We start from the raw sequence: 14,577 nt of genomic DNA, 5'->3' as shown, positions 1-14,577 counted from the left end.
AGGTCATGCACATTGAAAATCTATAAATTCAGCAAAGAACATGGCAAAAAAGTAGAAAGATATCAGTCGCATTTAGCCACTTACGTAAAAATGGCACAAACAAATAAAGCAGCTACCATTGGTTTTATGTATATAGAACGAGAAGGAACAGTAGGATATCACGAGGCACCTATACCTCAGCTATTTATCGTAGTCGAAGGTGAAGGGTGGGTAACAGGAGAGAATCAAAAACGAATACCCATTAAACGTGGAGAAGCAGCACTGTGGGAAAAAGGAGAATGGCATACTTCGGGAAGTGCAGAAGGCATGACGGCGATTGTCATTCAATCGGAGGCTTTACACCCCGAAGAATTTATGGAGGTGAAAGAGCATGCTTAGATAGAGTTATCCAAGCATGCTCTCTTTTATAGGACTTTAAATTTTTTAAGCGCAAACTCAATTCCGTCTTCACCGGATTTCTTCGTAACAAAATCAGCGGCGCTTTTTAACGTATCAGATCCGTTGCCCATCGCAATTCCAAGGCCGGCTAATTCTATCATATCAATATCATTTTCTCCGTCTCCAAATGCGATGGCCTCAGATTGATGGATGTTAAAATAATGTAAAACCTTCAGGATAGCTACCGATTTTGTGATTTCTTCTTGAAGAACACTTACGACAAAAGGGTGCCACCTTTTAAACAGTAAATGAGGAAATCGCTGTGCATACTGCTCGGCGGTTTTGTCATCGGCATACAAGCACATTAAATAAATGTCTTCATCATAAATACGCTTATTCATTTTAGGATAATCATTGAGAGATAACGTTTCCTTCAGTGCTTTTAAAATATTGTCATCTTTAATCCCGTTCATGCTGAGCTCTTTTGTGTAAAATGAAAGACCGTGATTTTCTGATGCTGCGTATTCAAAAACTTCGCGCGCAACGTGCTTATCCATGGACAGCTTATGAATAACTTTTTCATTGTGTACAGTAAACGCTCCGTTCGCGGTAATGAGCGTATCTATACCTAATTCTCTAATTTCTTCACAGAGAGATAAAGGCCTGCCTGTCGCGGCTACGACTTTTAATCCTTTAATTTTTAGGCTTTTTACAATCTCTCGAGTCTTAGCGGAGATCGTCCCTTTTTCGTGGTGCGTAAGGGTTCCATCTACGTCAAAGAATACAATTTTATAGCTCATCGTAATCTCCTTATTTAAACAGCTCGATCTTTTTTTACATTTACAAATAATAATGCACAAACTAAGATAGCTGCCGCATATAAAAACGCCGAAACAACTGGTTTATGTAAAAAAGCAGTATGGTTGTATGAAGAGTCATACAAATAAAGAGCGGCTAAAAATAGAAAAGGCAGTAGTTTTTTCATGCTGTCACCTCCTGGTTTTATTATACATATTTTCCTTGGATTTGTATGTAATCTTAGTGAGAGCGATAGAATAATAGTATTTTACATAAGCAAAGAGAAAGAGAAGTGACGAGTATGACTGTACATCACTATATAGGTTCTCCTTATGAATTACCGACAGGAAGCTTTGGCATAAAAGAAAAGTTGGTGACTTTATCCGAAGTTTCTTCTTTTAATCGAAATCCAAAGAAAGAAAAGCTGATTACAATCTATGAAAAAGAAGAAGATGCGTACGGTATTAGTATCAATTACTTAACCGACGGGTACAGCGATATAAAGCATGTATTCACCTTATCATATATCTACGAATTATCTTGCGATGTGCACCCTAAATCCATGAGAGAGCTTTTTACATATATTGAAGAACACCTTATAGAGGGCTGTCATATCGAATTATATTCTTGCTTGGACGGTGATGAAGCGGAAGAAAAAGATTCAAGTCTAGATACGAGTATTAACTTAAAAACCTTGTATTTTGGAAAGCATTACAAATTAGACAAGAAGAAGTACATCTATGAATTAGGGGAAGTGTTTACATTTGAAGACAAACAATTTGTAGTGGTGGTTAAGTGAGTTGGTTAGCCTATAACTTCTGGTTAAGAGTTATAGGTTAACCAGTTTAAGCAGACTGATATTTATAAAAAAGGCTTGATATATGGAAGGCTTAAACCAACGTAAATAACAAATGACATAAGCAAGTAGCAGCCCATAACACTTCTTCTAACTGGTTTAGAAGCTTTTTTGAGCCAGCCCCAATGCTTATCGTCATGGTCGAAGATGAAGTAATCCAAAATGACAGATAATGTGATAATAACAGCAATTATTAATAAGCCCATATGTATCCTCGCTTTCAGTTTATAAAGTATTTCTTACTTTGCAATTTACATTAAAAGCTATAGGCGTAGTAACAATAAAACATAATAAATGTTTAGCTTTCAAGAGCTTGATCTTCGGATAGTCGAAAATCAAGCTTTTATTCTTTCATGTAGAAATTTGAATAATCTTATCTAAACCACGTTTTTCTTACATTTTTTAATTTACCTGTTTTATTCATAGTCAACCGTCGTGCCCGCAAACATAAACGTAATAATCCCTAATATAAAGAACAGCTGAGAAATCACGCCTACTATACTGCAGATCAGCCCGGCAATCGCGAGCCCTTTGCCGCCTTGATTGGAAGCAGCTATTTGATTTGATGCTTTTTTGTAGAAGATAATGCCAATAATACCTGTAATAAACCCGATGATTGGAATAAAGAGGGATACGATGCCTAGAGTTAGAGAAACAATAGAGTTGGTGTTTATTTGAGGTTTTGTATTAGTTTCCAATAGATTCACTTCCTATGAATGATATTTTTTTGATTATACCATAAAAAGTTATAATATCCTTTTTGTTAATAAAAATAGAAATTTTTAGAATTATATGTGTCCTAGTATATTTTCTATACGTCATTTCATCAAACGTATAATGACATGTATAAAAAGAAACCTACTTTTTTGACTCCTATAAGGAAATCGGTTTTGCGGGCTACCTTAGATTAAATGTGCTTCACAAAACATTTAACCTAAATTAAGGAAAATATGATGCAATAATCCATAAGGGTGTGAATAAAGTGAAGAAAAAGGATCTTTTATAGGAGATCCTTTTTTATTTGTGATTTCGCTAAATAGGTAAGGCAAGAATAGTACAGGAAGATGTTGTCATACATATTACGGTCATAAAAAATGAACGAAGAAGCAATAAAGCCTTATGTTGTCATCGAATTTTTGTAGTTTACTAGTTATAATTGGAAAAGAATGGTAGTTTTTGTGAATAAAAGGTGATGTTTCGTATCATCAAAACGGTTAAATCTTTGATTTTTATGATTACACCTAACTACTAATAGAGAAAGTGAAGTGAGCAAATGACAAATCTTTTAGAAGTTAGAAACATGGCAAAATCGTTTGGTCAAAATGAGGTTTTAAAAGATGTTTCATTTCATGTCCCCCCTGGATCAATTGTAGGATTTATTGGTGACAACGGAGCGGGGAAATCAACGACGTTTAAAGCAGTACTAGGATTAATTTCGAGAGATAGCGGCACTGTAGAAATATTTGGTGAAGACAATTTGAATAAAAATGCCACGATTAAAGAAGATATTGGAGTGGTATTTGATGCGATTAATCTGCCGGTTTCTTTAACTATCAAACAGCTAAACAAAGTCTTCAAAAGTCTATTTAACTCTTGGGATGAAGCCGATTTTTACCGGTTGATTCGTTCTTTTTCACTGCCAGAAGATAAAAAAATACATACGTTTTCACGAGGCATGTCGATGAAATTATCTCTAGCTGTAGCGCTGTCTCACCGTGCTAAATTATTGCTGTTAGATGAAGCGACAGGAGGACTGGATCCTTCGTCTAGAGAGCAAATATTAGATGAATTAAAAGCATTTGTCAGCGATGGCAACAGCGGAATATTACTTTCGTCTCACATTATGAGCGACGTCGAAAAAATCGCGAGTCATCTTGTTGTGATTAAAAATGGCGAGGTTTTATTAAATGAAGAAAAAGAGAAAGTTTTTCGGGAGTATGCAATTGCCGTTATGAATGAAGAACAGCTGAACTTACTTCCAGAAGATATAGTCGTGGCAAAAAGAACGTATGATAAATCTATCCGCGTACTAGTATCAGATAAGCATCAGCTGCCAGATAGAACTTTAACTGAACCGATGTCGATGGAAGAACTAAGCGTGCTTTTAACAAGGAGTGAAAGATAAATGAGAGGTCTGTTGTTAACGAACTACTACCTCATTCACCGAAGCTTTTTTACGTACACAGCGCTCGCCATAGTTATTTCTGCGGTCATCTTTTATTTTGCGGATCCTTCATTTTACCGTATTATAGCGATGTTAATTATTTTATTGATGGCAATGCCAGCGCTTGAAGTGATCAAATTAGAAAGTAAGACCGGCTATGACAAATACGTGCTTACTCTTCCGGTTAGTCGAAAAAATGTGGTGCAAAGTCACTATGTTTTTTACTTTTTAATTGTCGTCAGCGGAACCATCCTATCCTATGGTGTTTTTTCAATGTATTCGCTTATTTCCAAGAGTGCAGTAAAGGATATAGTAAATATCGTTTCGTTTGGTACATTTATCGTACTTTTTGCAGGTGCACTTGCTTATCCGCTTCTTTACGTATTCGGGGCAGAGAAATCTGACGGAATAGTACTGGGAGGTGGAATGGGCGGCCTTTTCGTTGCGATTGCTTTACAGGGAGCTGTTGGTTATTTCGTCGAGATATTAGCGGCATCAAGCTTACCGATCGCTTCTTCTTTGCATGTTCCTATCTTATATACTCTTTTTGGGATGGTAATGTATATTGCTTCTTACTTTATTGCGCTGTCTATCTACCGGAAGAGAGAATTTTAGTATGAATTGTTTTTAAAGTAAATACTACAAAGCGTTCTTCAAGGCTATTTATCAACAAATACTTCAAACAAAAAACAGCCACAACATTTGATAAACTAAGCAAACAAGATTTCAAAAATATAACGGATATGATTGGCGATAAAGCTTAAGTGATGAGCACTTTAAAAAAAGTTAATTGTGTCCTCTATGCACATGTATTATAGTAAAAGATGCAGTTTTAAAATGGGAAAGGAGATTATATGGGGAATTTGTTTAAACAGGCTTCAAACGTATCAAAAAACGCTTTTATTGCTACACTGATTTTGTATATCATTATTGTAGCATCTTTTATTCCGTCAATTGTATTTGCAGGAGCTTTCTTTGCTATAGTAATTAAAATAGCAGCAGCACTTTTAATCTTAGTAACAATCCTAGGAATGATTTATTCGCTCTTCATTAAAGGCGGTCAAAAATTTCTTTTTTTACTGTTACATGCCGCTTCTTTATTTATTGTTTTGTTTAGTATCTCTGCTTTTATGCTCGCTAAAAGCGCTGAGTTGACATAGTGAAGAGGAATTACATATGCAAAAAGGCAGGAGAAATCCTGCTTTTTTATTTTTGTACAATTTCAAGGTGGTTTGTATTTTCTGGAGAAACGCTGCTAACTATTTGCTTTTCCTTAAAGAGACTTGTTTAACAAGAAAAAAAGAAGAAAAAGGAAGAAAAAGGAGATGTTTTAATTTGGAAATATTCATAACCTTAGCAGCAGGTGTGGGGTTTCTTTTCTCTTTTTATCTTTTTTATATTCATCCTGTTATAAGTAAAAGAAAGGGGAAACCTTTGAGTGAAAGCCAAAGCTATATATTGAGAGGAGTAGCTGTAGTCGCTCTTTTAGCCAGCTTTATTTTAGGAAGTTACTTTTTATAAAAGAATGATAGATACATAATGTTAAGCGCATCTCTCAATCTAAAAAAAGTGTTTATAAATAAACGATGTACTAAGACTCTCTGCTGAAGGTGACGAGAAAAACTTACACATGATGTAGTGGGTCTAGGCAGGGCATAGAAAGGAGCATAAGATGACGAAAAGGTATAAGCATCTGTTGATTCCCTTTGCTATAGGCTTTTTAAGCTTCGTATGTTTTATGATGTATAGTAAAGCAGCAGGAAATACGAGTCTTCAGCTAAACCAGGCGCTGTTTATTTCAATAGGTATAGGTATTGGTGCAATCCCAGTCTCATTTTTTATAGAGTACCAAAAGAACAAAGGAAATAAAAAGTTTCATAGCTAATCTATATACCGAATGCCCTCTAGTTGTTTATTCTGTTGAAATAGATGTGATGATCTGTTTATTTTTGCAAAGATTGGTATGTTTGCCTTCGTTATTTTACTGCATATTGCCTTTCGAAAACTGGTTTTTTATGCTCATGAAAAACAAAAAACATCCCCAAAAGAAGCAAGCAGGGTATGAATAGGAGGAGTTTTGATTATTTTGATCATCTTGTTATCTATCCTAAACCTTTTGGAGTTTTATTATGGTGATTAGATATAGAAGTAAAAGAATTGCCTCCTAGCAAGTAGGAGGCAATTCTTAATCGCTGTCTAGGTAAGATAGCTCCGGTTTTAGTTTAAGCTCATGCTACAATCATTTTACTTTCTTTATTAGGAAGGTTGAAAGTCTTAATTAATCTTTCATTTCTTTTTTCGAAGGTAAAAACATTTATCTTTAATTACTCTTACTATACAAGCTGAAATGTAGATGGTACTTATTTTAAAAGGGAGCTTTCTGTTGACTCGGAATATACCAAGTTTGGCATTGTAATTTCAAGGAAATGCTTAATTACTAATGCGCATGCACCCAATTCATATGCCTTTTTTCCAGTTGAGGAGATTAATAATTCACGGTAGTGACTTATAGAGGAAGAAAGGCTGCTCTTAATTTTTTGTATAGAATCTGGGTATCGAGAAAGTAATTCACTATCGATAATTAAAATTTCAGGATTGTAGATATTAATGACATTATTCAAACCAATTGAAAGGTAATGAATAAAATTCTCCATTTCTTGATGGGTTTCAATATCTTTTCTATTAAGCTCTTCTTCAATATGTTTAAAAGACATATTACGAACTTGTTTTCTTTGGGAAAGGTTCTTAAAAAAGCTTGACTCAGATGCATATTTCTCCCAGCATCCTTTGTTTCCACAGGCACAAAGCTCTCCATTTGGTTGAACAATCATATGACCAATTTCTCCTGCATAGCCATCATGACCTTTAGATAATTTGTTGTTTATTAAGATTCCAAGACCTATACCTGAACGAAGCGTTATACATACTAAGTTATCAGATTTATGATGTGTATAAGCTCGTTCAGCAAAAGCTAGCAAATTTGCATTGTTTTCAAGATAAACATTCACCTTTACTGCTGCTTCTAAGTCTTCTTTTAAAGCAATTTCATGCCACTGCAACCTAGGGATGTAGTGAATAATTTCATCAGTGGTAACAAGACCATGTATCGAAATAGCTATACCAATCAGGCCGTATCTAGACATAAGACATTTATCTTTATATTCATTAATTTTTTTTACTAATACACTAAGTATATTTGAGTAATTTGTATCGTGTATTTTGACTTTATCTGAAGAAACTGGACGTCCAAGAAGATTAGAAAGAGTAAATGAGATTTGACCATAATCTAGATCAATTCCTAGTGCATATCCTGCCGTTTCGTTCAAAGATAACATTATAGGCTTTCTTCCAACGTTTGAATAGTCTTGCTGTGTCTCAATAATAATATCTTCTTCAAGTAGACTTGCAACTTGTGCTGAAATAGTAGCTTTTGTTAATGCTGTAACCTTAGACAATTCAGCTCGTGAAATCATTCCTGCCTCTACAATTTTGCTAATAATTAAAGATCGATTTAATTTTTTGATATAAGCTGCATCACCGTTAGGCATAAATATATCCTCCAAATTTTCGTTGACATTGTTTTTTATTATAGCATCTTCGTGTGGAAAAATATTAATTGTAAAATTTAAAATATTTAATTGACTGAATTTTGTATACATGCTAAATTATTTCTATAATTAATTAGTTTAGTAAACGAACAAATTAATTATAACAGAAAATGAAAGTGTTTACATATCCTTTTAGCCATAAAGTCAATTTTGTTTCCTTAGGAGGAAAATAACATGAAAGAGTTTTTAGCAGACGATTTCTTACTATACACACCTACAGCTGTTAAGTTATATAAATACATTGCTAAAGAAATGCCGATCTTTGATTTTCACTGCCATTTAGACCCAAAAGAGATTTTAGAAAACAAACAATATAAAAACCTTACTCAGCTGTGGTTAGCAGGAGATCATTACAAGTGGCGAACAATGAGAATGAATGGTATAGCTGAGCATTTCATTACGGGAGAAGCTAGTGATTGGGAAAAATTTTTTGCTTGGGCAGAAACGGTGCCCTCTTTAATTGGAAATCCGTTGTACCACTGGACTCATATGGAATTAAAGAATTTTTTTAATATTGATAAAAGGCTTAGCCCGGATACGGCACTTGAAATTTGGAACGAATGCAACGAAAAACTGCAAAGTGCCGAGTTTACACCTCAATCGTTAATTAAGAAATCTAATGTACGATTTATAGGGACTACGGATGATCCTACCTCTACTCTTAAATATCATCAATTGCTAAAGCAAAATTCTACGTTTGAAACAAAAGTTGTTCCAACCTTTCGTCCTGATGGAGCAATGTTTATTGAACGTCCAACTTTTCAGAGATGGATCAAGAACCTTGAACACGTAGCTCAGAAACAAGTAACATCTTTAGCAACTTTAATTAAAGCGCTTAAACAGCGAGTTGATTATTTTCATGATAATGGGGGAAGAGCAGCGGATCATGATATTCCTTACATGAAATACCAAGAGGTGACTCTAGCAGAAGCGGAAATAATTTTTACGAGACGTATGAATGACGAACTTCTTTCACAAGATGAGTTAATTAAGTACCGATCGTTTCTTTTAAAAGAACTAGGAAAAATGTACGCTCACAAACAATGGGTAATGCAACTACACATCGGAGCTATGCGAAACAACAATACAAAAATGAAAAACCTTTTAGGGGCGGATGCAGGGTTTGATTCAATTGGAGAAGCTGATATCGCACGAGGATTATCGGAATTTCTGAATGCGCTTGATCAAGAAGATGCGCTTCCGAGAGTCGTGTTATTTAATTTGAATCCTAAAGATAATCCTGTACTTGCCGCTATGATGGGGAATTTTTATGAAAATGGCGTTCCTGGAAAAATTCAGTTTGGGACAGCTTGGTGGTTTAACGACCACATTGATGGAATGGAGAGACAAATGAAAGATTTTGCTAACGTTGGGTTACTCAGTCATTTTATCGGTATGTTGACAGACTCTCGCAGCTTTCTCTCCTATGAAAGACATGATTATTTTCGTAGAATACTATGCAACTTAATTGGCGAATGGGTAGAGCAAGGAAAGGTTCCCAATGATTCTACAGTTCTGCAAGCGTTGATTGAAAATATTTCTTATTACAACGCAGAGAGATACTTTTTACAACGTTAACATGAATAAAGTTCTTTTTCTTATTACGGATAATTCTAATGTTACAGATTAAAAGAAAGGAGAGAAAAAGATGGGTATTTTGCAAGATTTATTAAAAGATATTCCTATTCCTAAAATGGCCAAGGTACAAGTGGCATTTGATGATACAAAAATTCATGACGTTCAACATGTATTAACGGAAAAATTAAATCAAGAAAACATAAAAAGAAGAATAACACCTGGAATGGAAATTGCCATTGCAGTAGGTAGTAGAGGGCTTGATCAAATAGTCGAAATGACAGCTACCACAGTACAATTCTTAAAAGGACTTGGAGCTAATCCTTTTATTGTTCCAAGCATGGGTAGTCATGGCGGAGCAACTGCTGAAGGCCAGCAAGAAGTTTTACGCCATCTTGGAATAACCGAAGAGAGTGTACAATGTGAGATTCGTTCTTCAATGGAGGTAGTGGAAATTGGACAATTATCCAATGGATTACCTGTCTTTGTAGATAAGCATGCTTCAAAAGCTGATGGAATTATCGTTGTAAATCGAATAAAACCACATACAGCTTTTCGCGGTCCAGTGGAAAGTGGTCTCATGAAAATGATTAGCATTGGTTTAGGAAAACAAAAAGGGGCAGAAGCTTGCCATCAACTAGGATTTAAATATATGGCTGAAAACGTTCCTGCAATGGCTAAAGTTATTATGCAAGAACTTCCTGTTCTATTTGGCATTGCTAGTATTGAAAACTCATTTGATAAAGTAGCTGTAATAGAAGTATTGCCGTCTGAACAAATTGAGGATAAAGAGACGAATCTACAAATTATAGCTAAACAGCTTTTACCGAAACTGTACTTTGATGAGCTAGACGTGCTGGTTATTGATGAAATTGGTAAAAATATTAGTGGGGATGGAATGGATCCTAATGTCACAGGACGCTATCCAACTCCATATGCTCATGGCGGACCGGCCGTTAATAAGATGGTTGTTTTGGACTTGACTCCCCAAACAGAAGGAAATGCAAATGGAGTCGGAACTGCAGACTTTACAACTCAAAGATTAGTAGATAAAGCAAACCTAGAATTTATGTACGCCAATGGCTTAACTTCAACAGTTGTGGCGCCTACAAAAATACCTACTACGTTACCTAATGATCGCCAAGCCATTCAGGCAGCTATTAAAACGAGTAATATATTAGACTTTACTCAAGTAAAGATGGTGCGAATTAAAAATACGTTAGAGCTAAGTGAAATTGAGGTTTCTGAGGCATTGCTAAATCATATCCATTCTCATCCTCATATGCAACAAAGTTCAGAGCTGTATTCTATATCATTTAATAAAGAAGGAAATTTTTTGAGAGTGGAGGACAGAAATGAAACAATTATTTGATTTAACTAAAAAAACTGCAGTCGTAATTGGTGGAAATAGTGTTTTAGGTTCATCTATAGCGATAGGACTAGCTAATCATGGAGCAACAGTTGCTATTGTAGGACGTAATTTAGAAAAAGCAGAAGGTGTAGTGAAGGAAATAGAACGTAATGGAGGAAAAGCAAAAGCTTTTCAAGCTGATGTCAGTGCTCGTGAATCCTTAATTGAAGTAGCTAGTGCAATTGAAAAATGGTCAGGAGGATGGGATATTCTTCTTAACGCTCCTGGTAAAAATAGTGGAACTCCTTTTTTTGAGCTAGATATGGACGAATGGGATGATATTATGGATGTCAATCTAAAAGGGGTTGTACTTACGTGTCAAATTTTTGCTGAAAAAATGATCGAACAAAAAAGAAAAGGCAGTATTATTAATATTTCTTCTGTTTCTTCGACTACTCCGTTATCTAAAGTATTTACGTATTCTGTGTCAAAAGCCGGTCTTAATAGTGTAACGCAATTTTTAGCTAGAGAGTTAGCTCCGAACGGTATTCGAGTCAACGCAATTATTCCTGGATTTTTTCCAGCAGAACAAAATAAAAAATTACTAAGTTCACAGAGGGTAGATTCAATTATGGGACATACACCTATGAAGCGGTTTGGTAAGCCAGAAGAACTACAAGGAGCAGCTGTTTGGCTTTCTTCAGAAAAGGCTTCTAGTTTTGTAACAGGAACGCTAATACGGGTTGATGGTGGATTTGGAAGCATGACAATTTAAAAGTAAGAAGATTGTCAAAGACGGGAGGATAAGAACATGTTGGGCAAAAAATACGAGATTTTAACTTCTATTCTTCGAGATATGGAATCAGTTGTTGTAGCTTTCTCCGGAGGAGTCGATAGCACTTTCTTATTAAAAGTGGCTGTTGAAACATTAGGAAATGAAAATGTGATTGCAGTAACTGCAGATTCGGAGACCTATCCATCAAGTGAACTGGAAGAAGCCAAGGTGCTAGCAAGGCAAATTGGGGTAAGGCATCAGATCATTGAGACATCAGAATTAGCTATTCCAGGCTATTCGGAAAACAACAAAAATAGATGTTATTTTTGTAAAAGTAGCTTATTTGATCATCTGAAGCCAATTATTGAAGAATACCAATTTAAAACGATTGTATATGGTGCTATAGCGGATGATATGAATGAACACCGACCTGGCATGAAGGCTGCAAGGGAAAAAGGAATACGAGGACCTTTACTAGAGGCTAATTTGTTTAAAAAAGAAATTAGAGAGTTATCTCAGCAATTAGAGTTACCAACTTGGAATAAGCCTTCATTTGCTTGCTTATCTTCTAGAATTGCTTACGGTGAGTATATTACGAAAGAAAAATTAACCAAAGTAGAAAAAGCAGAAGCCTATTTAAAAGAGCTAGGTGTTGGTCAAGTGAGAGTTCGAACCCATAAAGAGATTGCTAGAATTGAAGTGGAACCTCAGGATATGAACTTTATTATGGAAAAAAATAATATCATTACTAAGAAATTGAAGGGACTAGGCTATAAATATATTACATTAGATTTGACTGGTTATCAAAGTGGTAGCATGAATCAAGCCTTATCCAAAGTGGAATAGTGACACTAAACTTCACTTAATAAACAATCTAAGGTGTGTGACGAACAATGATAAAAGAAATTTTGAAACAAGTTCAGCAAGGGAAACTAACTGTGGCAGATGCTGAAAAAGAGTTAGCTACATATGAGGATCTAGGTTTTGCTAAGGTAGATTATCATCGAAAAAAACGTCAAGGTTTTTCAGAAGTAGTATTTGGTGAAGGGAAAACAGCCGAACAAATCATTTCTATTATTAAAGCGCTGCAACTGAAAGATAAGTCGGTGCTTGTGACGCGAATATCAAAAGAAAAAGCAAATCAAGTGCTTGAAGCATGCCCAAGTTTTGCATATAACGAGGTAGCAAAAATTCTCTTTTGGAAGGACTCGGATCAGGATTCTTTTTTTGAAGGATATATTGCCATTGTTTGTGCAGGAACCTCTGACTTGCCTGTGGCAGAAGAAGCTGCAGTAACTGCAGAAATACTCGGGTGTAAAGTTCGCCGTATTTATGATGTAGGAGTAGCTGGTATTCATCGACTCTTAAATAATATTGATGAGATTCAAAATGCTACTGTGACAGTGGTAGTAGCTGGTATGGAAGGAGCTCTTCCAAGCGTTGTTGGTGGATTGGTTTCCCATCCGGTCATTGCTGTACCTACTAGCATTGGTTATGGAGCAAATTTTAACGGATTATCAGCTTTATTAACTATGCTAAATTCATGTTCTTCCGGAATTAGCGTAGTTAATATTGATAATGGGTTCGGCGCTGCTTACAACGCTGCTTTGATTCACCGATTAATTCAAAAAGGAGCTAAACATAATGAGAACGCTTTATCTTGACTGCTTTTCAGGCATTAGTGGTGATATGTTCATTGGTGCACTTATTGATGCTGGAGGAGATTCAACTCTTTTAGAAGAGGAGCTTCAAAAACTAAATATTTCTGAAGAGTATAAATTGAGCTGGAGAAAAGTTGTGAAAAATGGAATCTCTAGTACGAAGTTTGATGTAGAACTATCGGAAACAGCTGATCACAAGTATGCTGATGGACATCAACATAATCATAAACATGAAGATGTCGACCACAATCACGAACATGAACATAGCGACCATCATCACAAGCATGAACATAGCGATCATCACGAACACAGCCATCACCATAGTCATCGTGCTTACCAAGATATTGTAAAGCTAATCGACGGAAGTCAATTATCTCAAGAAGTGAAAGAAACTTCGTTAAACATTTTTAGAAAAATTGGGGAAGCTGAAGGTCTTATTCACGGTATTTCTTTAGAAAAAGTACACTTTCACGAAGTCGGAGCTGTAGACTCGATTATAGATATTGTAGGAGCTTCTATTTTGATAAACAAACTAGAAATTCAAAAAATAAAATCATCACCTGTTTGTGTAGGTGCTGGTAAAGTACATATTGATCATGGGATTTATCCAATCCCTGCACCTGCTACTTTAGAAATATTAAAAGGTGTTCCTCTTCAGCAAAGCAATATAAAAAGCGAGTTAACTACGCCTACAGGTGCAGCTATTGTATCAGTGCTTTCAGAAGAATTCTGTACAGTTCCTTCCATGACAGTACAATCAGTGGGGTATGGAGCAGGAACAAAAGATTTTGAAAAACATCCTAATGTGCTCCGAGTAATTATTGGTGAGGAAAATTGAAAGTCTGAAGTATCGTATCTCAAAGTAAACAGGAACTAAAAGAAAGGAGAGACTATTTTGTCTTCACACATTCCTCCTAACTTGGAGCACATCGATCGTAAAATGATAAAAATGGAAGTGAATCTTGACGATATTTCTGGCGAATTACTGGGATATATTATGGACTTGCTTTTAGAGTCCGGAGCCAACGACGTCTTTTACACGCCTATTTACATGAAGAAAAACAGACCAGGTGTTTTACTTCAGCTGCTTTGTGCAGAGGCATATGTAGATAAAATAAAGGAGATTTTATTTCAGGAAACAACAACTTTGGGAATTCGCTATTATCCATTGTCGGTTCACCGGCTGGAACGAGAATTCCATAAAGTAGAAACCGAATGGGGAAGCGTTACAGTAAAAACCGGACTTATGAAAGGTGAAGTTGTACAAAGAGCACCAGAATTTGAAGATTGTAAGTTCATTGCTGAGACTTACAGCGTTCCTTTAAAAAAAGTATATGAACAAGTGTGGAAAGAGTTAAAGAAAAGAGAAAATTGATGCTTTAAGTTTGTGGGCTACTAACTTAAAAAGAGA

17 protein-coding genes and 1 pseudogene are annotated in these 14,577 nt (G+C 35.6%); 13 read left to right on the top strand and 5 right to left on the bottom strand.

Features of this window, described 5'->3' with window-relative positions:
* Positions 1 to 12: 12 nt before the first annotated feature.
* Positions 13 to 378, top strand: a complete 366-nt coding sequence (locus tag ACFX4N_RS11805) for a cupin domain-containing protein (protein ID WP_057273647.1) — start codon at positions 13 to 15, stop codon at positions 376 to 378.
* Positions 379 to 404: 26 nt separating this feature from the next.
* Here ACFX4N_RS11805 and ACFX4N_RS11800 read toward each other — a convergent pair whose 3' ends face one another.
* Together ACFX4N_RS11800 and ACFX4N_RS11795 are read right to left on the bottom strand one after the other, a co-directional pair.
* Entirely contained in the window at positions 405 to 1,178 is a 774-nt protein-coding gene (locus tag ACFX4N_RS11800) for a Cof-type HAD-IIB family hydrolase (RefSeq protein ID WP_057273646.1), read from the bottom strand.
* Positions 1,179 to 1,192: 14 nt separating this feature from the next.
* Entirely contained in the window at positions 1,193 to 1,363 is a 171-nt protein-coding gene (locus ACFX4N_RS11795; protein WP_013058143.1) for a hypothetical protein, read from the bottom strand.
* Between the two features lie 114 nt (positions 1,364 to 1,477).
* Here ACFX4N_RS11795 and ACFX4N_RS11790 point away from each other — a divergent pair, with 114 nt between their 5' ends.
* A complete protein-coding gene (locus ACFX4N_RS11790) occupies positions 1,478 to 1,975 on the top strand; it encodes a hypothetical protein (protein WP_013058142.1) in 498 nt (165 codons plus the stop codon).
* Between the two features lie 62 nt (positions 1,976 to 2,037).
* Here ACFX4N_RS11790 and ACFX4N_RS11785 read toward each other — a convergent pair whose 3' ends face one another.
* Positions 2,038 to 2,238 carry a hypothetical protein gene (locus ACFX4N_RS11785; RefSeq protein ID WP_098314711.1) on the bottom strand — a complete coding sequence of 67 codons (201 nt, stop codon included), beginning with the start codon at positions 2,236 to 2,238 and terminating at the stop codon, positions 2,038 to 2,040.
* Positions 2,239 to 2,448: 210 nt separating this feature from the next.
* Positions 2,449 to 2,730 (bottom strand): DUF4190 domain-containing protein, encoded by a 282-nt coding sequence (locus tag ACFX4N_RS11780; protein ID WP_057273643.1) that lies wholly within the window; start codon positions 2,728 to 2,730, stop codon positions 2,449 to 2,451.
* A gap of 575 nt (positions 2,731 to 3,305) precedes the next feature.
* On the opposite strand from ACFX4N_RS11780, the gene ACFX4N_RS11775 reads away from it, so the two are divergent.
* From ACFX4N_RS11775 to ACFX4N_RS11755, 5 genes are all read left to right on the top strand, one after another.
* Positions 3,306 to 4,157 carry an ABC transporter ATP-binding protein gene (locus ACFX4N_RS11775; protein WP_097812272.1) on the top strand — a complete coding sequence of 284 codons (852 nt, stop codon included), beginning with the start codon at positions 3,306 to 3,308 and terminating at the stop codon, positions 4,155 to 4,157.
* Positions 4,158 to 4,811: an ABC-2 transporter permease gene (locus tag ACFX4N_RS11770; protein WP_057273641.1), complete on the top strand. Its 654-nt coding sequence runs from the start codon at positions 4,158 to 4,160 to the stop codon at positions 4,809 to 4,811.
* 239 nt (positions 4,812 to 5,050) lie between these two features.
* Complete coding sequence (locus tag ACFX4N_RS11765) at positions 5,051 to 5,356, top strand: hypothetical protein (RefSeq protein WP_053487534.1); 306 nt, start codon at positions 5,051 to 5,053, stop codon at positions 5,354 to 5,356.
* 16 nt (positions 5,357 to 5,372) lie between these two features.
* Positions 5,373 to 5,717, top strand: a complete 345-nt coding sequence (locus ACFX4N_RS11760) for a hypothetical protein (RefSeq protein ID WP_057273640.1) — start codon at positions 5,373 to 5,375, stop codon at positions 5,715 to 5,717.
* A gap of 151 nt (positions 5,718 to 5,868) precedes the next feature.
* Positions 5,869 to 6,081 (top strand): hypothetical protein, encoded by a 213-nt coding sequence (locus ACFX4N_RS11755; RefSeq protein ID WP_013058132.1) that lies wholly within the window; start codon positions 5,869 to 5,871, stop codon positions 6,079 to 6,081.
* A 475-nt stretch (positions 6,082 to 6,556) separates the two neighbouring features.
* On the opposite strand, the gene ACFX4N_RS11750 is transcribed toward ACFX4N_RS11755, so the two are convergent.
* On the bottom strand, positions 6,557 to 7,744 hold the full coding sequence (locus ACFX4N_RS11750) for an ROK family protein (RefSeq protein ID WP_057273639.1): 1,188 nt from the start codon (positions 7,742 to 7,744) through the stop codon (positions 6,557 to 6,559).
* Between the two features lie 234 nt (positions 7,745 to 7,978).
* On the opposite strand from ACFX4N_RS11750, the gene uxaC reads away from it, so the two are divergent.
* The 6 genes and pseudogenes from uxaC (at position 7,979) to larC (ending at position 14,541) form a co-directional block, all read left to right on the top strand.
* The gene (gene uxaC, locus ACFX4N_RS11745; RefSeq protein WP_057273638.1) at positions 7,979 to 9,382 is read left to right on the top strand and encodes a glucuronate isomerase; all 1,404 of its coding nucleotides are present in this window, start codon (positions 7,979 to 7,981) and stop codon (positions 9,380 to 9,382) included.
* Positions 9,383 to 9,452: 70 nt separating this feature from the next.
* Positions 9,453 to 10,751 carry a nickel pincer cofactor-dependent isomerase, group 22 gene (locus ACFX4N_RS11740; protein ID WP_013058129.1) on the top strand — a complete coding sequence of 433 codons (1,299 nt, stop codon included), beginning with the start codon at positions 9,453 to 9,455 and terminating at the stop codon, positions 10,749 to 10,751.
* The gene (locus ACFX4N_RS11735; RefSeq protein ID WP_057273637.1) at positions 10,735 to 11,505 is read left to right on the top strand and encodes an SDR family oxidoreductase; all 771 of its coding nucleotides are present in this window, start codon (positions 10,735 to 10,737) and stop codon (positions 11,503 to 11,505) included. The genes ACFX4N_RS11740 and ACFX4N_RS11735 overlap by 17 nt, the downstream gene beginning before the upstream one ends.
* Before the next feature lie 36 nt (positions 11,506 to 11,541).
* Positions 11,542 to 12,351, top strand: coding sequence for an ATP-dependent sacrificial sulfur transferase LarE (larE, locus tag ACFX4N_RS11730; protein WP_377261443.1), 810 nt, complete (start codon positions 11,542 to 11,544; stop codon positions 12,349 to 12,351).
* Between the two features lie 47 nt (positions 12,352 to 12,398).
* The gene (gene larB / locus ACFX4N_RS11725) at positions 12,399 to 13,169 is read left to right on the top strand and encodes a nickel pincer cofactor biosynthesis protein LarB (RefSeq protein ID WP_013058126.1); all 771 of its coding nucleotides are present in this window, start codon (positions 12,399 to 12,401) and stop codon (positions 13,167 to 13,169) included.
* Positions 13,150 to 14,541: pseudogene (gene larC / locus ACFX4N_RS11720) on the top strand (nickel pincer cofactor biosynthesis protein LarC). Before larB ends, larC begins: the two are co-directional and overlap by 20 nt.
* The last annotated feature ends 36 nt before the right edge of the window (positions 14,542 to 14,577 follow it).

Source organism: Priestia sp. YIM B13551 (assembly GCF_042787905.1).
Taxonomy (GTDB): domain Bacteria; phylum Bacillota; class Bacilli; order Bacillales; family Bacillaceae_H; genus Priestia.
This window is presented reverse-complemented; position numbering and strand designations above follow the sequence as displayed.

Excerpts from the sequence above, each read along its gene's own strand:
- ACFX4N_RS11760 (WP_057273640.1), top strand. The coding sequence starts at position 5,373 with ATGCAAAAAGGCAGGAGAAATCCTGCTTTTTTATTTTTGTACAATTTC.
- ACFX4N_RS11750 (WP_057273639.1), bottom strand. The coding sequence starts at position 7,744 with ATGCCTAACGGTGATGCAGCTTATATCAAAAAATTAAATCGATCTTTA.
- larE (WP_377261443.1), top strand. The coding sequence starts at position 11,542 with ATGTTGGGCAAAAAATACGAGATTTTAACTTCTATTCTTCGAGATATG.
- ACFX4N_RS11775 (WP_097812272.1), top strand. The coding sequence starts at position 3,306 with ATGACAAATCTTTTAGAAGTTAGAAACATGGCAAAATCGTTTGGTCAA.
- ACFX4N_RS11800 (WP_057273646.1), bottom strand. The coding sequence starts at position 1,178 with ATGAGCTATAAAATTGTATTCTTTGACGTAGATGGAACCCTTACGCAC.
- ACFX4N_RS11795 (WP_013058143.1), bottom strand. The coding sequence starts at position 1,363 with ATGAAAAAACTACTGCCTTTTCTATTTTTAGCCGCTCTTTATTTGTAT.
- ACFX4N_RS11790 (WP_013058142.1), top strand. The coding sequence starts at position 1,478 with ATGACTGTACATCACTATATAGGTTCTCCTTATGAATTACCGACAGGA.
- ACFX4N_RS11770 (WP_057273641.1), top strand. The coding sequence starts at position 4,158 with ATGAGAGGTCTGTTGTTAACGAACTACTACCTCATTCACCGAAGCTTT.
- ACFX4N_RS11735 (WP_057273637.1), top strand. The coding sequence starts at position 10,735 with ATGAAACAATTATTTGATTTAACTAAAAAAACTGCAGTCGTAATTGGT.
- ACFX4N_RS11755 (WP_013058132.1), top strand. The coding sequence starts at position 5,869 with ATGACGAAAAGGTATAAGCATCTGTTGATTCCCTTTGCTATAGGCTTT.
- ACFX4N_RS11785 (WP_098314711.1), bottom strand. The coding sequence starts at position 2,238 with ATGGGCTTATTAATAATTGCTGTTATTATCACATTATCTGTCATTTTG.
- ACFX4N_RS11765 (WP_053487534.1), top strand. The coding sequence starts at position 5,051 with ATGGGGAATTTGTTTAAACAGGCTTCAAACGTATCAAAAAACGCTTTT.
- uxaC (WP_057273638.1), top strand. The coding sequence starts at position 7,979 with ATGAAAGAGTTTTTAGCAGACGATTTCTTACTATACACACCTACAGCT.
- ACFX4N_RS11740 (WP_013058129.1), top strand. The coding sequence starts at position 9,453 with ATGGGTATTTTGCAAGATTTATTAAAAGATATTCCTATTCCTAAAATG.
- larB (WP_013058126.1), top strand. The coding sequence starts at position 12,399 with ATGATAAAAGAAATTTTGAAACAAGTTCAGCAAGGGAAACTAACTGTG.